This is a genomic window from Novosphingobium sp. BL-S-20, assembly GCF_055521635.1.
This window is the reverse complement of sequence record NZ_CM145494.1, coordinates 1306275-1324257: the sequence shown is the minus strand read 5'-3', so window position 1 is coordinate 1324257 and position 17983 is coordinate 1306275. Positions and strand designations below refer to the sequence as shown.

General features: G+C 65.0%; 14 protein-coding genes. 5 read left to right on the top strand and 9 right to left on the bottom strand.

All coding sequences use genetic code 11. The features are described 5' to 3' along the window. Window positions 1-25 precede the first annotated feature (25 nt). The 4 genes from ACZ1II_RS14070 (at window position 26) to ACZ1II_RS14055 (ending at window position 7056) form a co-directional block, all read left to right on the top strand. Window positions 26-1024, top strand: coding sequence for a glycosyl hydrolase family 8 (locus tag ACZ1II_RS14070; protein ID WP_465146993.1), 999 nt, complete (start codon window positions 26-28; stop codon window positions 1022-1024). Between the two features lie 245 nt (window positions 1025-1269). After that, a complete protein-coding gene (locus ACZ1II_RS14065) occupies window positions 1270-2433 on the top strand; it encodes an efflux RND transporter periplasmic adaptor subunit (RefSeq protein ID WP_465147302.1) in 1164 nt (387 codons plus the stop codon). Between the two features lie 7 nt (window positions 2434-2440). After that, window positions 2441-5641 carry a multidrug efflux RND transporter permease subunit gene (locus ACZ1II_RS14060; protein WP_465146992.1) on the top strand — a complete coding sequence of 1067 codons (3201 nt, stop codon included), beginning with the start codon at window positions 2441-2443 and terminating at the stop codon, window positions 5639-5641. After that, window positions 5638-7056: an efflux transporter outer membrane subunit gene (locus tag ACZ1II_RS14055; protein WP_465146991.1), complete on the top strand. Its 1419-nt coding sequence runs from the start codon at window positions 5638-5640 to the stop codon at window positions 7054-7056. The genes ACZ1II_RS14060 and ACZ1II_RS14055 overlap by 4 nt, the downstream gene beginning before the upstream one ends. Before the next feature lie 2 nt (window positions 7057-7058). On the opposite strand, the gene ACZ1II_RS14050 is transcribed toward ACZ1II_RS14055, so the two are convergent. From ACZ1II_RS14050 to cysD, 3 genes are read right to left on the bottom strand one after another with little or no spacing between them, the layout of a single operon-like run. Beyond that, window positions 7059-7799: a 3'(2'),5'-bisphosphate nucleotidase CysQ gene (locus ACZ1II_RS14050; protein WP_465146990.1), complete on the bottom strand. Its 741-nt coding sequence runs from the start codon at window positions 7797-7799 to the stop codon at window positions 7059-7061. Then, on the bottom strand, window positions 7799-9736 hold the full coding sequence (gene cysN / locus ACZ1II_RS14045) for a sulfate adenylyltransferase subunit CysN (RefSeq protein ID WP_465146989.1): 1938 nt from the start codon (window positions 9734-9736) through the stop codon (window positions 7799-7801). The genes ACZ1II_RS14050 and cysN overlap by 1 nt, the downstream gene beginning before the upstream one ends. Then, window positions 9736-10689, bottom strand: a complete 954-nt coding sequence (gene cysD, locus ACZ1II_RS14040) for a sulfate adenylyltransferase subunit CysD (RefSeq protein WP_465147301.1) — start codon at window positions 10687-10689, stop codon at window positions 9736-9738. Before cysD ends, cysN begins: the two co-directional genes overlap by 1 nt. Before the next feature lie 41 nt (window positions 10690-10730). On the opposite strand from cysD, the gene ACZ1II_RS14035 reads away from it, so the two are divergent. Beyond that, window positions 10731-11828, top strand: a complete 1098-nt coding sequence (locus ACZ1II_RS14035) for a helix-turn-helix transcriptional regulator (protein ID WP_465146988.1) — start codon at window positions 10731-10733, stop codon at window positions 11826-11828. A 48-nt stretch (window positions 11829-11876) separates the two neighbouring features. Here the strand turns inward: ACZ1II_RS14035 and ACZ1II_RS14030 are convergent, their stop codons facing one another. The 6 genes from ACZ1II_RS14030 to lepA form a co-directional block, all read right to left on the bottom strand. Next, window positions 11877-13511 carry an alpha-D-glucose phosphate-specific phosphoglucomutase gene (locus tag ACZ1II_RS14030; RefSeq protein WP_465146987.1) on the bottom strand — a complete coding sequence of 545 codons (1635 nt, stop codon included), beginning with the start codon at window positions 13509-13511 and terminating at the stop codon, window positions 11877-11879. 112 nt (window positions 13512-13623) lie between these two features. Next, entirely contained in the window at window positions 13624-14253 is a 630-nt protein-coding gene (locus ACZ1II_RS14025) for a JAB domain-containing protein (protein ID WP_465146986.1), read from the bottom strand. Continuing rightward, complete coding sequence (locus ACZ1II_RS14020; protein WP_465146985.1) at window positions 14160-14669, bottom strand: hypothetical protein; 510 nt, start codon at window positions 14667-14669, stop codon at window positions 14160-14162. The genes ACZ1II_RS14025 and ACZ1II_RS14020 overlap by 94 nt, the downstream gene beginning before the upstream one ends. Window positions 14670-14730: 61 nt before the next feature. After that, window positions 14731-15069 (bottom strand): hypothetical protein, encoded by a 339-nt coding sequence (locus tag ACZ1II_RS14015; RefSeq protein WP_465146984.1) that lies wholly within the window; start codon window positions 15067-15069, stop codon window positions 14731-14733. A gap of 66 nt (window positions 15070-15135) precedes the next feature. Then, complete coding sequence (locus ACZ1II_RS14010; protein WP_465146983.1) at window positions 15136-15651, bottom strand: helix-turn-helix transcriptional regulator; 516 nt, start codon at window positions 15649-15651, stop codon at window positions 15136-15138. Window positions 15652-16132: 481 nt separating this feature from the next. Continuing rightward, on the bottom strand, window positions 16133-17935 hold the full coding sequence (gene lepA, locus ACZ1II_RS14005; RefSeq protein ID WP_465146982.1) for a translation elongation factor 4: 1803 nt from the start codon (window positions 17933-17935) through the stop codon (window positions 16133-16135). Window positions 17936-17983 lie beyond the last annotated feature (48 nt).

Sequence of the window (17983 nt, the reverse complement as noted above, 5' to 3'; positions counted from 1 at the left end):
CATGAATTTCCCATTCGATAGCGGCATGACCCGCCGCAACTTCACCCTGGGGGCAATGCTGGCCATGACCGCTGCCTGCAACACCGACGCCCAAAGCCGCGCCCCCGTGCGCGACGCCTTCTGGCGCACCTGGCGCGACATGTACCTGAGGCCCGAAGGCCGCGTCGTCGATACCGGCAACAACGGCGTCAGCCACAGCGAAGGCCAGAGCTACGGCTTGCTCTTCGCCTACAAGGCCGGCGATGCCGAAGCTTTCGAGAAAATCGCGGGCTGGACCCAGAGCCAACTCTCGCGCCCGGACATGGCGCTCCACGCCTGGCGCTACGATCCTTCCGCGCCCAATCCGGTGGCCGACCAGAACAATGCGACCGACGGCGATCTCGTCATCGCCTGGGCGCTGGCCATGGCCGGTCAGCGGTGGAACCGCGCCGACTATACCGCGCGCGCCGCGCAGATTCGCTCGGCAGTGCGCAGCCACTGCGTGATCGAGCGGCACGGCCGACAACTGCTGCTTCCGGGCATCCAGGGCTTCGTCAACGGCGACGAAGTGACGCTGAACCCCTCCTACTTCGCCTGGCCCGCGCTCGACGCTTTCGCCAAGGCGGACGGCCAGCAGGTCTGGGGCCGCGTCATCAGCGACAGCGAGGCGATCACCCGCCTCTCCCGCTTCGGCCCGCACCGCCTGCCGACGGACTGGGTGGTCATCAGCGCGCCGAACCAGGTCGCCCCGGCCCGCGACAAGCCGCCGCGGTTCGGCTACGACGCGATCCGTGTGCCGCTCTATGCGGCGCTGGGCGGGCGCCAGTCGCTGGTGCCTGACATCGCCGCCTACTGGCGCGGCTGCCTCTCCGCCAACAAGCCGATTCCTGCCTGGGTCGACGTGGTGACGGGCGAGGAAGCGAACTATGCGATGTCAGCTGGCGGCGCCGCGGTCGTGGGGCGGCTGCTCGGCAGTGCCCAGCCTTCGGTGCTCACCAACGACTATTACGCCGCCTCGCTCCAGATGTTGGCACGCTACCAGTAGGCGGCGTGCTCGCCTCTCAGTTAGTGCGGGCAGTTGACGTAATGGGAAGTCGCAAAAGCGCCAGAATCTTCGTTTTTAGTCGCAAATTGTCGCACTTGCGAAAACCCGGCTTGCGGGCGGCAACAATTGGCTGAATAGCAGCGCCGACAAGACTTTTGACGGTGCGCGACTTGAAAATCACGTCTTCTTCGACTGCGGCATTCCCCTTTCTGCGTCAGGCCGGTTTCAACGCCGGATTTGCCTTCATTTCGGTTGCCCTCCTTGCCGCCTGTTCGGGCGGCGAGAAGAAGGACGACAAGCGCCCCGCGCCGCAAGTCGGCTATATCGTGGTGCAGCCTGCCGCCGTTCCGCTCGCGGTCACGCTCAGCGGTCGCACTGTCGCCTTCGAGACCAGCGAAGTCCGCCCGCAGGTGACCGGCGTGATCGTCAAGCGCCTCTTCACCGAGGGCAGCATGGTCCGCGCCGGACAGCCGCTCTACCAGATCGACCCCAGCCTCTATCGCGCCGCCGTCAACCAGGCCTCGGCCGATCTCGCCAGCGCCCGCGCCACCGCCGAGGCCGCCAGTGCCAAGGCCCAGCGCTACAAGCCGCTGGCCGACATGGAAGCGGTCGCGAAGCAGGATTACATCGACGCCCTCGCCACGGCGCGATCGGCCAAGGCCTCGATCGCCCAGAACGCCGCCACGCTCGACACCGCGAAGATCAATTTGCGCTTCACCACCCTGCCCGCACCGATCAGCGGCCGCATCGGCCGCTCGCTCTCGACCGTGGGCGCCCTCGCCAGCGCCAGCCAGACCGATCCGCTGGCGGTGATCCAACGCATGGACCCGATCTTCGTGGACATGCAGCAGTCCGCAACCGACCTCACCGCGCTGCGCCGCAAGCTGGCCGCAGGCGGCGTCACGCCGGGCAGCACCCAGGTTCATCTTCGCTTCGACGACGGCTCGCAGTACCCCCTGTCCGGCACCGTCGAATTCTCGGACGTCACCGTTGCCGAGGATACCGGCACCGTTACCTTGCGCGCCAAGTTCCCCAATCCGGACGGCTTCCTGCTGCCCGGCATGTTCGTCTCCTCGGTGTTCGATCAGGCGACCGATCCGGGCGCCTACCTGGTGCCGCAGAACTCGGTCCAGCGCGATTTCGACGGCTCGGCCTATGTCATGGTCGTCGGTGCCGACAACAAGGCCGCCCGCCGCAAGGTCACCGCCGACCGCACCCAGGGCACCAATACCGTCGTTACCTCGGGCCTCCAGAAGGGCGACAAGGTCATCGTCCAGGGCCTGAACGGCCTCAAGCAGGGCGCCGAGATCAAGCCGGTTCCGGCCTCGACCGCACAGACCGTCGTGCCGCCCAGCGGCAAGGCCGGCAGCGCTTCTTCCGGCGCTTCTTCCGCCGGTAAGGGTCGCTGAGCCTCCCATGTCGCGCATCTTCATCGACCGGCCGATCTTCGCCTGGGTCCTCGCCATCATCGTCATGCTGGCGGGCCTCGGCGCGCTGGCCTTCCTGCCGAACGAGCAATATCCGGACATCGCGCCGACGCAGGTGAACATCCGCGCCACCTACAACGGCGCCTCGGCCGAAACGATCGAGAACAGCGTCACCCAGGTGATCGAGCAGCAGCTTACCGGCATCGACGGGCTGCTCTATTTCAACTCGCAGTCCTCGAACCGCGGCCAGGCGACGATCAGCGCGGTCTTCGCCAAGGGCACCGACCCCGACATCGCCCAGGTCCAGGTCCAGAACAAGGTCCAGTCGGCGCTCTCCCGTCTGCCGCAGGCGGTGCAGAACCAGGGCGTCACCGTCACCAAGTCCAACCCCGACCAGTTGCTGCTGGTCGCCGTCTACGACGCCACCGACAGCCGCTCCAACCAGGACGTGTCGGACTATCTGGCCTCGAACATCCAGGACCCGCTCTCGCGCCTCGAAGGCGTGGGCGACGTCAACGTGTTCGGCGCCCCCCACGCGATGCGCATCTGGCTCGACCCGACCAAGCTGGCCGCCGTGTCGCTGATGCCCAGCGACGTGACTTCGGCGATCACCGCCCAGAATACCGAGATCGCCGCCGGTGAGATCGGCGGGTTGCCCGCGCCCAAGGACCAGGCGATCGACGCCATCGTCACCGCCGGTTCGCGCCTCCAGACCGCCGAGCAGTTCCGCAACATCGTCCTCAAGACCAATACCGACGGTTCGGTCGTCACCATCGCCGACGTCGCCCGCGTCGAGATCGGCGCCGAGAACTACAATACGATCAGCCGCATCAACGGCCACCCCGGCGCCGGTATCTCCATCTCGCTCTCGCCCGGCGCCGACGCGCTGGCGACCGCCGAACTGGTCAAGACGGAGATGAAGCAGCTGGCCGAAGGCATGCCCGACGGCCTTGAATATACCTACGGCAACGACTCCACCGCCTTCATCAAGCTCTCGGTCGCGGAAGTCGAAAAGGCGCTGTTCGAGGCGATCGTGCTGGTCGTCATCGTCATGTTCGTGTTCCTGCAAAGCTGGCGCGCCACGCTGATCCCGGCGATCGCGGTGCCGGTGGTGCTGCTCGGCACGTTTGCGGTGTTCTACGTCGCCGGTTTCTCGATCAATACGCTGACCCTGTTCGGCCTCGTCCTCGCCATCGGCCTCCTGGTCGACGACGCCATAGTCGTCGTCGAGAACGTCGAGCGTCTGCTCGAAGAAAATCCGGGCATGTCCGCGCGCGAAGCCACCATCAAGTCGATGGAGGAAATCCAGGTCGCGCTGATCGCCATCGCCCTGGTGCTTTCGGCGGTGTTCCTGCCGATGGCCTTCTTCGGCGGATCGACCGGCGTGATCTACCGCCAGTTCTCGCTGACGATCGTGGTCGCCATGGTGCTCTCGGTGCTGGTCGCGCTGATCCTCAGCCCGGCGCTCACCGCCACCCTGCTCAAGGCCAAGGCGAAGGAAGGCGAAGAGAAGCCCGGCTTCATCCAGCGCCGCATGCCCTGGCTCCTGGTCCCCTGGGAGCGCTTCCACACCTGGTTCAACCGCAGCTTCGAGAACATGACCGAGGCCTATGGCCGCCGCGTGGAGCGCGTGATCGCGCACAAGTGGCGCTGGCTCCTGCTCTTCGGAATCGCCTGCGTCGCCACTTACGGCCTGTTCCAGCGCCTGCCGACCGGCTTCCTGCCGAACGAGGACCAGGGCACGATCATGGTCCAGTGGCGCCTGCCCGCTGGTTCGCCGCGCACCCGCACCGAGGAAGTGCAGCGCCAGGTGGAGGACTATTTCACCAAGTACGAGAAGGGCAACGTCGCCAGCATGTTCACGCTGTCCGGCGGCGGTCAGGGCGCCTCGGGCCAGAACTCGGGTCAGGCCTTCATCACGCTGGTGGACTGGGAGCAGCGCCCCGGCAAGAAGAACAGCGCCGACGCCATCGTCCAGCGCGCCAACGGAGCGTTCCGCGGCCTTCGCGACGCGCAGGTCTTCACGCTGGTCCCCGGCGCCATCCGCGGCCTCGGCTCGTCCGCCGGCTTCACCATGGAACTGCAGAACCGCAACGGCATGGCCCGCGCGGACTTCCAGAAGGCCCGCGACGAACTGCTCGCGAAAGCCACTGCGGACGAGCGCCTCACCAACGTGCGCCTGAGCGATCTCCCAGACGTTTCGACGCTGAAGATCAAGACGAACACCCCCGCCCTGACCACTTACGGCGTCACCGCCGCCAGCGCCAACTCGACCCTCCAGACCGCCTGGGGCGGCACTTACGTCAACGACTTCATCGACAAGGGCCGCGTCAAGCGCGTCTTCGTGCAGGGCGATGCGCAGTTCCGCTCGCGCCCCGAAGACCTTGCCAATTGGTTCGTGCGCGGCACGAGCGGGCAGATGGTGCCGTTCTCGGCCTTCTCGACGATCAGCTGGTCGACCGCGCCCAGTTCGTCCTCGCGCTTCAACGGCCTCCAGGCCTACGAATTCTCGGGCAGCCCGGCCCCCGGCGTCAGCTCGGGCACGGCGATGGACGTGATGGCGGAACTGGCGAGCCAGGTCCCCGGCACCGCCGTCGCCTGGGCCGGATCGTCCTATCAGGAGCGCCTCTCCTCGGGTCAGGCCCCGCTGCTCTATGCGCTCTCGCTGCTTGTGGTGTTCCTCTGCCTTGCCGCGCTCTACGAAAGCTGGTCGATCCCGATCGCGGTGATCCTCGTCATTCCGCTCGGCCTGCTTGGCGCGATCATGGCGGTGACGCTGCGCGGCCTTGAAAACGACGTCTATCTCCAGATCGGCCTGCTGACGACCATGGGCCTCGCCGCCAAGAACGCGATCCTGATGATCGAATTTGCCGAACAGGCCGAACGCCAGGGCAAGCGGGTGATCGAAGCCGCCCTCGAAGCCGCCCGCATCCGCCTGCGCCCGATCCTGATGACCAGCTTCGCGTTCATCTTCGGCGTGATCCCGCTCGCCATCGCCAGCGGCGCGGGCGCCAACAGCCGCATCGCCATCGGCACCGCCGTCGTCGGCGGCATGCTGACCGCCACGCTGCTTGCGATCTTCTTCATCCCGCTGTTCTTCGTGCTCGTGCGGCGCGGCGTGCGCGACGGTCTTGCCGCAGTCCGCAAGCACATCCAGGAACGCCGCCAGCCCAAGGGAGACGCCGCATGATCCGCTTCCGTCTCGCCGCCCTCACCCTGCCCGCGCTTGCATTGGGTGCCTGCTCGATGGCGCCCAAGTACGTCGCACCGACGTCGCCAGTCGCCGCCTCCTGGCCCGTCGGCGACGCCTATCTCGCCCAGAGCGAAGCCGCGCTGCCGCTGGTCTCCTACACCGAGATCTTCCGCGACCGGCGGCTCCAGTCGCTGGTCGAGCAGGCGCTTGCCAACAACCGCGACTTGCGCGTCGCCGCCGCCAATCTCGCTGCCGCGCGGGCGCAAGTGCGGGTGGTCCGGGCCAACCAGTTTCCCGCCATTGGCGTGAGCGGTTCGGCCAGCCGCACCGAGACGAACGGCGGCTCGACAGACAGCAGCACGAGCGGCGACCGCTCGTCCTATTCCCTGCAAGGCGGCATTTCGAGCTTCGAACTCGACTTCTTCGGCAAGTACGCCAGCGCCACGGCGGCCCAGCGCAACACCGCGCTTTCCACCGAAGCGGCGGCCCGCACCGTGCGGCTCGGCCTCGTCGCCGACCTCGCGCAGGCCTGGGCGACTTACGCGGCCGACAAGGACCTGCTGCGCATCGCGGAGGCGACCGCCGCCAATGCCGAGCGCAGCGTCACCCTCACCGGCGCCCGTCTCAAGGGCGGTGTCGCTCCGCGAACGGACCTGAGACAGGCCGAGCAAGTGCTTGAAACGGCTCGCGGCGATGTCGCCTCGCAGACGACGGCTCTGGCGCAGGACGTCAATGCGATCCGCCTGCTCGTCGGCACCGATTTCGACGAGAGCCTGCTGCCCGGCGGCGTGGACGAAGTGAACCAGTCGCTGGCTGTTCTGCCCGCAGGCACCAGTTCGCAAGTGCTCCTGCGCCGTCCTGACGTAGTGGAGGCCGAATATTCGCTGCGCGCCGCCAATGCCGATATCGGCACTGCGCGGGCCGAACTGTTCCCCTCGATCTCGCTGACCGGCCTGCTCGGCTTCGCCAGCGACGCGCTTTCGGCGCTGTTCGACAAGGGCGCCTTCGCCGCCACCGGCACGGCCGCCGCCAGCTGGTCGATCTTCAACGCCGGAGGCAGAAGCGCCAATGTCGAAGTGGCCAAGGCCCAGCGCGACGCTGCCCTCGCCACGTACGAAAAGGCGATCCAGACCGCCTTTAGCGAAGTCTCGGACGCTCTCGCCGATCAGGGCACGCTGTCGGAACGCCTGCGCGCTGCCTCAAGCTATACCGCAGCCGCCAGCGACACCGCGCGCCTGACCGAGGCCAGCTACCGCCAGGGCATCACCAGTTCGCTGGAGAACCTCGACGCGCAGCGCAGCCTCTACAGCGCCCGGCAGCAGGAGATCGCCGTGCGCCTCGCCGTCGCCAGCAACCGCATCACGCTCTACCGCGTGCTCGGCGGCGATCAGGCCACGCCGCCAAGCCAGTAGCATCAGGCAAGGAAGGCCTTCACCTTCTCCAGCACCAGTTCGGCATGCTCTTTCCGGCAGATCAGCAGGTCGGGCATGTAAACGTCTTCCCGGTTGTAGACGAGCGGGCTGCCGTCGATGCGCGAGACATGCAGCCCCCAACCGAGCGCGACGGCGGCAGGCGCACAGCTGTCCCACTCGTACTGGCCGCCGGAGTGGAGGTAGATATCCGCCTCACCCCGCAGGATCGCCATGGCCTTGGCCCCGGCCGATCCCATCGGCACCAGTTCGGCGCCGATCTCTTCGGCCACGCCGGTCGCTTCCCGTGCGGGTCGCGTGCGGCTGACGACCATGCGCAGCACTTCCGGCGCGGGCGGAACTTCGCCGGGCTGGTCTGAGCGCAGGACCACACCCGCGCCCGGCAGCGCCACCGCGCCCAGCACCGGCGCGCCGTCCACCGCCATGCCGACATGGACCGCCCAGTCGGCACGCTCCTCGCCATATTCGCGGGTGCCGTCGACCGGGTCGACGATCCACACCCGCTCCTTGGCGAGACGCTCCGCATTGTCCTTCTCCTCTTCGGAGAGCAGCCCGTCCTCGGGCCGCTGCGCGCGAAGGGCGTGGCAGAGGAACTGGTTGGCGGTCTGGTCCCCCGCCTTGCCCAGCGCCTTGCCCGAGAACAGGCCGGAAGCCCTCACGTCGAGCAGGATCTTGCCCGCCACTTCGGCCAGATGGGCGGCGAGATCGCCGTCATTAAGGCTCATCAGGCGTCTCCCAGCAGCGTATCGACGATGAGGTTCGCGGCCTCTTCCGGCGAGACGACCGTGGTGTCGATGCGGATTTCGGGATTGCGCGGCGCTTCGTAGGGGCTGTCGATCCCCGTGAAGTTCTTCAGCTCGCCCGAACGCGCCTTCTTGTAGAGACCCTTGACGTCGCGCGCCTCGGCCACCTTCAGCGGCGTGTCGATGAACACTTCGAAGAACTCGCCTTCCGGCAGCATCGAACGCACCATCTCGCGGTCCGCCTGGAACGGCGAGATGAAGGCGGTGATGACGATCAGGCCCGCGTCGGTCATCAGCTTCGAGACTTCGCCCACGCGGCGGATGTTCTCGATGCGGTCCGCCTCGGTGAAGCCCAGATCCTTGTTAAGCCCGTGACGCACGTTGTCGCCGTCGAGCAGGAAGGTGTGCCGGTTCATCCGGTGCAGCTTCTTCTCGACGAGGTTGGCGATGGTCGACTTGCCGGAGCCCGAAAGGCCGGTGAACCACAGCACCGCCGGGCGCTGGTTCTTGAGGCCCGCGTGCTGCTTGCGATCGATGTCCACCGCCTGCCAGTGCACGTTCTGCGAACGGCGCAGCGAGAAGTGGATCATGCCCGCCGCCACAGTGGCGTTGGTCATCTTGTCGATCAGGATGAAGCCGCCGAGCGTGCGGTTGTCGGCATAGGATTCGAAGACGATCTGCTTGTCGGTGGTCAGTTCCGCCACGCCGATCGCGTTCAACTCCAGCGTCTTGGCCGCGAGCTTCTCCATCGTGTTGACGTTGATCTCGTACTTCGGCTCGGCAACCGTCGCGGAGACCATCTGCGTACCGATCTTCAGCCAATAGGCGCGGCCGGGCACCATGGCCTCGTCGGCCATCCACACGAAAGTCGATTCGAACTGGTCGGCGGTCTGCGGCGGATTGTCGGCGACCGAGATCACCGACCCTCGCGAACAGTCGATCTCGTCCGCGAAGCAGACCGTCACCGACTGACCGGCGACCGCCTCCTCCAGGTCGCCGTCATACGTGACGACGCGGGTGATCGTGCTGGTCTTGCCCGAGGGCAGGACGCGAATCCTGTCGCCCGCCTTCACCGAGCCGGTAGCGATCAGGCCCGAGAACCCGCGGAAGTCGAGGTTCGGACGGTTCACCCACTGCACCGGCAGGCGCAGCGGCTTTTCGGCATCGACCGAGGAGAGAACCTCCACCGTTTCCAGATGCTCGACCAGCGGGATACCAGCGTATTGCGGCGCCTTGTACCACGGCGTCTTGTCCGAAAGCGTGGTGATGTTGTCGCCCTTGAAGCCCGAGATCGGCAGGGCGGTGAAGCTCTCGATCCCGATCGACGCGGCGAACTCGGTATAGTCCGCCAGGATCTTGTCGAAGACCTCCTGGCTGTAATCCACCAGGTCCATCTTGTTGACCGCAAGGACGATGTTCTTGATGCCGATCAGGTGGCACAGATACGAATGGCGGCGCGTCTGCACCAGCACGCCCTTGCGCGCATCGATCAGGATCACCGCAAGGTCGGCGGTGGATGCGCCGGTGACCATGTTGCGGGTGTACTGTTCGTGGCCCGGGCAGTCGGCGACGATGAATTTGCGCTTCTCGGTGTTGAAGAAGCGATAGGCCACGTCGATGGTGATGCCCTGCTCACGCTCGGCGGCAAGACCGTCGACCAGCAGCGCGAAGTCGATTTCCTGCCCCTGCGTGCCGACCTTCCTGGAGTCCGACTGGAGCGCATCCAGCTGATCTTCGAAGATCATCTTCGAATCGTAGAGCAGGCGCCCGATCAGGGTGGACTTGCCATCGTCGACGCTGCCGCAGGTGATGAAGCGCAGCATCGTCTTGTGCTCGTGCTGGACGAGGTATGCGTCGATATCGTCCGCGATCAGCTGGTCGGTGACGTAGACCGCTTCTTTGGTTTCAACGTCGGCCATCAGAAGTACCCCTGCTGCTTCTTGACTTCCATGCCGGCACCGCCGGCGTCCTTGTCGATGGCGCGGCCTTGCCGCTCGGATGTGGTGGTGAGCAGCGTTTCCTGGATCACTTCGGGAAGCGTCTTCGCCTCGCTCTCCACCGCGCCGGTCAGCGGGTAACAGCCGAGCGTGCGGAAACGGATCGAGCGTTCGACGGGAACCTCGCCTTCCTTCAGCGGGAAGCGTTCGTCGTCCACCATCAGCAACATGCCGTCACGCTCCACGGTCGGGCGCTTTTCGGCGAAGTAGAGCGGCACGATCGGGATGTCGTTCAGGTGGATGTACTGCCAGATGTCCAGCTCGGTCCAGTTGGAGATCGGAAACACGCGGATCGATTCCCCGCGCGCCTTCTTGGCGTTGTAGAGGTTCCACAGCTCCGGGCGCTGGTTCTTCGGGTCCCAGCCGTGCGAAGAGGTGCGGAACGAGAAGATGCGCTCCTTGGCGCGGCTCTTCTCCTCGTCGCGGCGGGCGCCGCCGAAGGCCGCGTCGAAACCGTACTTGTCGAGCGCCTGCTTCAGCCCCTCGGTCTTCCACATGTCGGTGTGGAGCGCGCCGTGGTCGAAGGGATTGATGCCCTTTTCCAGCGCTTCGGGGTTCTGGTAGACGAGCAGCTCCATGCCGCTGTCCCGCGCCATCTTGTCGCGCAGCTCGTACATCGCCTTGAACTTCCACGTCGTATCGACATGGAGCAGCGGAAACGGCGGCGGCGAGGGATAGAACGCCTTGCGGGCGAGATGCAGCATCACCGCGCTGTCCTTGCCGACCGAATAGAGCATCACCGGCTTCTCGGCCTCGGCGACGACTTCGCGGATGATGTGGATACTCTCGGCTTCGAGGCGTTCCAGGTGCGTCAGTGTCTTCATCGGATCTTCCTCTGCCTGGGCGCGTGCCCCTCGGCCTGTTCCAACAGCGATTGCAGGGATGACATTTTCGCGAACCTCCCATATGGGAGGTTATGGCCCTCACAAGCAACGACGAGACCGATCTGCTGATCCCGCTCTTTCGCGGAGGCACTGAAAATCCGCGATTTTCGACATTTCTGGAAAGACTGCGCCGTCGCACCCAAGCCGATTACGTCAGTCTGGTTCTCCGCATGGGGGAGGCCCCGCATGCCGCAATCGTCGAGAATTACGCCGGAATCGACCTGCGAACACATGCCGAAGGTCAGGAGCAGCCGGGACCGTTCGATCTCGACCGCTACCTCTACGACAGCCTGCGCCCGGGCCGGGTCTATTCGATCGGGGAGATGATCGGCCACGACCCGGCCGCCCGTGCCGACCGCGGCCGCCGCATGGCGAGGCTCGGCATCGGCGATGCGCGCGTAGTACGGATCGCTGGCGGCGAGCGCTACAGCGCCTGGCTGCTGATGGCCCGCGCGCGCGAATGCTCCGCCGCCGACAGTGCCCTGCTTTCCAGCCTGGCCCCCTACGTAGCCATCGCGGTCGAAAACCTGGTGGCGATGGACCGCGACCGGCTTTCGGCCCGGATCAACGCCGCGGGGCTGGAACGCACGGGAAAGGGCTGGATGCTGCTCGACGGCGAAGCGCGCGTGCTGGAGGCTGATCCGGCGCTCGCGGAATTCTGGCAGGCGCATTGCGGCGCGGTGCTGCGTCCCGGCGAGCGCGTGCTGGGCCTGGACCTTGCCGCCGAGCGCAAGCTGGCGGCCATCGCGGCGGACATGATTCAGGCCCCAACGCCCTCCGCGCGGCCTGTGCTGCTGCGGAACAATCCGCATATCGAGGCACTGCTGATGCCCGCCGGGAATGCCGAAGCCCTCGCGATTCCCGCGATCCTGGCGCTCTGCACCCTGCCCCGCCCGCATTCCGACCGCAGCGCCGAGCGCCTGACCGAAATCTTCGACCTGCCCCGCCGCGAGGCGGAACTGGCGATGGCGCTGGCCGATGGCCACTCCATCGCCGAAGCGGCGGAGCGCATGGGTCTGACGCTGGAAACCGCGCGCAACTACTCCAAGCGGCTCTATGCCAAGCTGGGCGTGCGCGGGCAGGCGGAACTGGTGCGGCGGGTCTACGAGAGCAGCGCGGTAATGATGTAGGAACCCGTCCGCCCTCAAGCGAGAGCGGCGGGTTCCTGCATCACAAGGTCAGGTCACCACGTCTGGAATTGTGCGCCCGGTATGGCGCGCAATTCCCGCGATCTCCTGCGCGGCGGCGATCTGCGGCTCGAGCATGGCGCCGGTATCCGCATCGAGATGGCCGGTGGCAGGCTCATAGCACTCCAGATAGACGCGCAGGGTCGCGCCCTGCGTGCCGGTGCCGGAAAGGCGGAAGACCACGCGGCTGCCATCTTCGAACAGGACGCGCACGCCCTGGTTCTCGCTGACCGAATGATCGACCGGATCGGTATAGGCGAAGTTGTCGGCATGAGAGACGGTGAGCGGGCCGAAAGTCTTGTCCGGCAGCGTCGGCAGCGCGGCTTTCAGTTCGCTCATGAGAGTGGCCGCAGCCTCGCTGTCGACCGCTTCGTAGTCGTGGCGCGCATAGTAGTTGCGACCGAACCGCGCCCAGTGGGTGCGGGTCAGTTGGTCGACGCTGATATCGCGCACTGCCAGAATGTTCAGCCAGAGCAGCACGGCCCAGAGACCGTCCTTCTCGCGCACATGGTCGGAGCCGGTGCCCGCGCTTTCTTCGCCGCAGATCGTCGCCATTCCGGCATCGAGCAGGTTGCCGAAGAACTTCCAGCCGGTCGGCGTCTCGAAGCAGGGGATGCCGAGCGCCTCGGCCACCCGGTCGGCAGCGGCGCTGGTCGGCATCGAGCGGGCGATCCCGGTCAAGCGGCCACGATAAGCCGGAGCGATCTCGATATTGGCCGCCAGCATCGCCAGCGAATCCGAAGGCGTGACGAAGCGCCCGCGACCGATGATGAGGTTGCGATCCCCGTCGCCGTCCGATGCCGCGCCGAGGTCTGGGGCGTCCGGCCCCATCATCGCGTCATAGAGGTCCTTGGCGTGGATCAGGTTGGGATCGGGGTGATGGCCGCCGAAATCCTCCAGCGGTATTTCATTCACTACGGTTCCCGCGGCAAAGCCCAAGCGGTTTTCGAGAATTTCGACCGCGTAAGGCCCGGTCACTGCGCTCATCGCGTCGAAGCGCATTGTGAAGCCGCTGGAAACGGCCTTGCGAATGGCATCGAAGTCGAACAACTCTTCCATCAGGTCGGCATAGTCCGCGACCGGATCGAGCACCTGTACCACCAGATCGCCGACCGTGACCTCGCCCAGGGTATCGAGGTCGATATCCCCGGCCTCCACGGTCAGCCAGCGATCGATTCCCTTCGTGCGGGCGAGGATCGCGCCCGTTACGCTTTCCGGTGCCGGGCCGCCATTGGCGATATTGTACTTGATCCCGAAGTCCTCGTCAGGGCCGCCGGGATTGTGGCTGGCGGAAAGGATCAGCCCGCCAGCGGCGCCGTACTTGCGGATCACATGGCTGGCCGCAGGGGTCGAGAGAATACCGCCCTGCCCCACGATCACACGGGCATAGCCGTTGGCGGCGGCCATGCGGATGGCCTGCTGGATCACCGTGCGATTGTGGTAACGTCCGTCACCGCCGATCACCAGTATCGCGCCTGCTTCCGGATTCACCACATCGAACACCGACTGGATGAAGTTCTCCGCATAGCCCGGCTGCTGGAACACGCGCACTTTCTTGCGCAGGCCGGACGTTCCCGGCGCCTGTCCCTCGAACGGCGTGGTCGGTACGGTAACGATGTCGGTCAAACCCAATCTCCATGAGGACGTGCGGCACAAGAACGTGAAGCGCGAATGCGCCTGCCGGTATAGATAGCCTCTACGACAATCGGGTTGCACGTCTCTTAAGTCAAATCGCCATCTAAATCAGACCGTTGTCGCTCATACTGAAGATACCGCCCTTCGCCACGACGAAATGATCGTCCAGCTTGAGTTCCAGCGCGGCCATGACCTGTCGGAAGGTGCGTGTGGATTGCAGGTCGTCGGCGCTGGGCTTGGGATCGCCGGAGGGGTGGTTGTGCGCCAGGATCAGACGACGGGCATCGAGATCGAAAGCCCGCCGCACGGTGTGCCTGAGCGGCAGTTCGCACGTCGACTGGCGCGTCCCGACATGAAACTCCTCGCCCAGGAACAGGCCATCGCCGTTGAAGAACAGCACCATGACGCACTCTTCGCGCCGCCCCAGCATGCGCCGCGCGAGATACTGGCGGAACGCGGAACTGGTCGTGTCGATGGGCTCGCCCAGTACCATCTCGTGCCCGGCAACGGCGGCGAGATCGCGCGCGGCACGGATCATCGCGGCGATGGCCTGGCGATTGAGACCCGTTTCGTCGATTTCCTCGGCCAGATTCTGCGCCGAGGCCGTGTAGATCGTGCTCAGTGATCCGAAGCGCTGGATCAGACGGCGGGCGACGTCCTCGCTCCGCTCACCGACGACCGGACGGAGTATCTGCGCCAGGACGGATAATTGCCCTGTCTTTTCTGCCGCCACATGTGACAGCCGAGTCCAAGCCCCATCGCCAGAAGCTGGACGTAGGAGGGCATGATCGCCATCACCTGATAGGCCGTCGTGTGGATATCCACGATCCCCAGCCGGTAGAAATGGCTCGAAAAGGCGATGATCTGCGCCCCACCTATCCATAACGGGTAGAACCTGTTGGCATGAAGCGCGACGTAACCGATCCCCATGAGGCTCGACGTGTCGATCGCCAGATGAACGACATCGACCCCGTAATAGACCAGCAGGTCGGTGCCGCGCCCCAGATGATAGATCCGGTCGGCGACGACCATGCCGAGCATGATCCCGGCCAGGATGCGCTCAGGCGCCGCGCCGCGCCGCCAGGCCACGAGGAAGAGAAGAAGATAGACCCCATATTGGAGGTAGGCCCGCGCGCCCCAGGTCAGCATCCAAGCCCCCCATGGCCATGCCGTCCGAAACGCGCGGAACCCGCAATTGGGCCTGGGCCGATTAGGCCGATTGAGCCATCGGCGCGCCGTCCACAAGCTGTGCCTGGTTCGGGCAGGCTTCCGGCTCGTCGGCGATGGCTTTCACCTCGCGGCCGATGCCCAGCAGTTCCTGATGAACGCGGATCATGTCGTTCTGGCTTTCGAGCAAGGTGCGCTGCGTCTTGGCGAGGCGCATCAGGGCCGTCTGGCCGGTGAAAGTTGCCACGCCGTCCGCCTGGCGGGCCAGCAGCATCGATTCCATCAGGCGGGCCGAAGCCAGCAGTGCGGAGTCGAGCGAGAGTTCGGCCTCGGGAAGCTGACGCGCGATCCGGGCAGTGGCAGCGGAAATCGTGATCGACATAAGGACCCCCATCCTGCGTCACCGGCCCGACCGATGCGCCTGAAAACGTCGTGGCTGGAGGCTGGATCAAAGCAGGCCGCTCAGCTTGGTCGCCAGGTCCAGACCGAACACCGCAACGAGGAGAAGTCCTCCGGCGATGGCAATCATGGCGGCCGTGCGGCTGAGACCCGCATTCGCTCCATCGAGCACCTCCGGAACGACCCGGGTGAAGTTCTCTTCCTGCCAAGGTGCCGTTATCTTGAACGTGGCGCCATCTGCCAGGGTGAGCCTTTCGACCAGTTCGTCCCTGCCCCGATCCTCATCGAAGAGGGGTATGGCCGGAACCTGAGGATTCTTCTCTGGTAGCGGATTACAGGCTTCGTCCTGCTCCGACTGATTCTGGTCCTGCTGGTACTGCCTGTAAGCGCGCGCCAGTTCGGCGCGGGGCGGGGAACCGGTGCGGCTGCGCACGCCCTCGATCCGCTGGTTGACCGCGCTTTCGGAAATGCCGAGTTCCCAGGCGATTTCCTTGCTCGTGCGGTTTTCGGCCACGAAGGCCAGAACTTCGTGCTGCTTGGAAGTCAGGGACGGAAAAACCGTCATGATGCGTTGCAACTGCGTCATGTCGCCGCCAGCGTCCGTTCGCCCAAGGTCCATAACGCTACCGAGCCACCCTCGTTCCGCCCTTCCCCGCAAACGTCATCCGTTTGTAGCGGAGTATGATCGTCTGCAATCGCACTATCAACCCGCTACAGGCAAGCTGTCACCGGTATCAATTTAACCACATCCGACCGATCTGCATGTGGCGCAAATCACGACATGGCGCCGAAAACGATTGCCTTACAGGCCGAATCGTCCCCCGACACAGTCAGACTTAGGCGACTAAGCTTAACCAATCTTACTCATGCAATGAGTCGCCCGATATCGGCCAGGGACCAAACACAATTGCATCGATAACGGATCGAGAAATGCAAAAGGCGCGCACCCTGTCGGTACGCGCCTTTTGCAGGTCATGAACGGCAAAGTGCCGGATGGAGCCGAGCGACCGGAAGACGGCAGCGATGCCGCCCGGCCGCTCCCAGCCTTATTCCTCGCCCATGCGCAGCGCAGCGATGAAGGCTTCCTGCGGAATCTGCACGTTGCCGTACTCGCGCATGCGCTTCTTGCCTTCCTTCTGCTTTTCCAGAAGCTTCTTCTTGCGGGTGATATCGCCGCCATAGCACTTGGCGGTAACGTCCTTGCGCATGGCCGAAATCGTCTCGCGCGCGATCACCTTGGCGCCGATCGCCGCCTGGATCGGAATCTTGAACATGTGGCGCGGGATCAGGTCCTTCAGACGCTCCACCAGCGCGCGACCGCGCGGTTCGGCCTGGCTGCGGTGGACCACCATCGACAGCGCATCGACCGGCTCGTTGTTCACGAGGATGTTCATCATCACGAGGTCACCCTCCTGAAGCCCGATCTGCTCATAGTCGAAGCTGGCATAGCCGCGGCTGATCGACTTCAGACGGTCGTAGAAGTCGAACACCACTTCGTTGAGCGGCAGTTCGTAGGTCACTTGCGCACGGCCGCCGACGTAAGTCAGGTCCTTCTGGATACCGCGACGGTCCTGGCAAAGCTTCAGGATCGAACCGAGATATTCGTCCGGCGTGTAGATCACCGCCTTGATCCACGGCTCTTCCATGAAGTCGATCTTCACCGGATCGGGCATGTCGGCCGGGTTGTGCAGTTCCTTCACGGTGCCGTCGGTCATCGTCAGGCGATAGACCACCGAAGGCGCGGTGGTGATGAGGTCGAGGTCGTATTCGCGGCTCAGGCGCTCCTGGATGATTTCCAGATGCAGCAGGCCCAGGAATCCGCAGCGGAAGCCGAAGCCCAGCGCCGCGCTCGATTCCATCTCGAAGCTGAAAGAGGCATCGTTGAGGCGCAGCTTGCCGATCGATTCGCGCAGCTTCTCGAAGTCGTTGGCGTCGACGGGGAAGAGGCCGCAGAACACCACCGACTGCACTTCCTTGTAGCCCGGCAGCGCCTCGGTGGCGCCCTGCTTCACGGTGGTGATGGTGTCACCGACCTTGGCCTGCTCCACTTCCTTGATCTGCGCGGTGATGAAGCCGATTTCGCCGGGGCCGAGTTCGGGCAGGTCGATGCGCTTGGGCGTGAAGCAGCCGACGCGATCGACGAGGTGGTCGGTGCCGCCCTGCATGAACTTGACGTTGAGGCCCTTCTTGATGACGCCGTCGATCACACGCACCAGAATGACGACGCCGAGATAGGGATCATACCAGGAATCGACCAGCATCGCCTTGAGCGGCTTGGTACGGTCGCCCTTGGGCGCCGGGATCTTGGCGACGACGGCTTCGAGAATTTCGTCGATGCCGATGCCCGACTTGGCCGAGGCCATGACGGCTTCGGAAGCGTCGATGCCGATCACTTCCTCGATTTCGCTCCGCACCTTTTCCGGCTCGGCGGCGGGCAGGTCGATCTTGTTGATGACGGGCACGATCTCGTGGTCGTGCTCGATCGACTGGTAGACGTTGGCCAGGGTCTGCGCTTCCACGCCCTGCGCGGCATCCACTACCAGCAGCGCGCCTTCGCAGGCGGCAAGGCTGCGGCTGACTTCGTAGGCGAAGTCGACGTGGCCCGGCGTGTCCATCAGGTTCAGCTCATAAGTGATCCCGTCGGAGGCCGTGTAGTTCAGACGCACGGTCTGCGCCTTGATGGTAATCCCGCGTTCCTTCTCGATATCCATGTTATCGAGCACCTGCGCGCTCATCTCGCGGTCGGAGAGGCCCCCGGTGCGCTGGATCAGGCGGTCGGCAAGCGTCGACTTGCCGTGGTCGATATGGGCAATGATCGAGAAATTACGGATCTGGGCGAGTTCGGTCATGGATGCGCCGTTAGCAGCGCTTGGACCATTTGAAAATGCGGTGCGCGC